The organism is Vibrio sp. 10N.222.49.C9, from assembly GCF_041474985.1.
Taxonomy (GTDB): Bacteria; Pseudomonadota; Gammaproteobacteria; order Enterobacterales; family Vibrionaceae; genus Vibrio; species Vibrio crassostreae_C.
Map to the genome: position 1 here is coordinate 1 of NZ_JBFRVD010001414.1, position 256 is coordinate 256.

The window sequence follows — 256 nt, forward strand, 5'->3', positions numbered from 1 at the left end:
AATATAGAGATCCTGCTGAGACTCAAACAGATTTGTAACACCGGCATAGAACTTTTTAAGGCCTACCGCATCGCCATCAGCATCACCTTGCCAGTGTTCAAGCATGACCTGTACATCCCAGATCGCCCCACCATCACTTTCAAAGAATTTACCAAACTGGAACTCTCCGCCATTGCCTTCGTTACCTAGACGACCTGTCGAGTTACCTGTGAGTGCGCCATCAGTGGTAACTCGTCCCGCATCATCTGCAGCATAT

General features: G+C 48.4%; 1 protein-coding gene. It reads right to left on the reverse strand.

Annotated features, from left to right (window positions below):
- The coding region (locus AB4585_RS28545; protein ID WP_372172145.1) for a carbohydrate porin at positions 1-256 on the reverse strand (256 nt) is incomplete at both ends.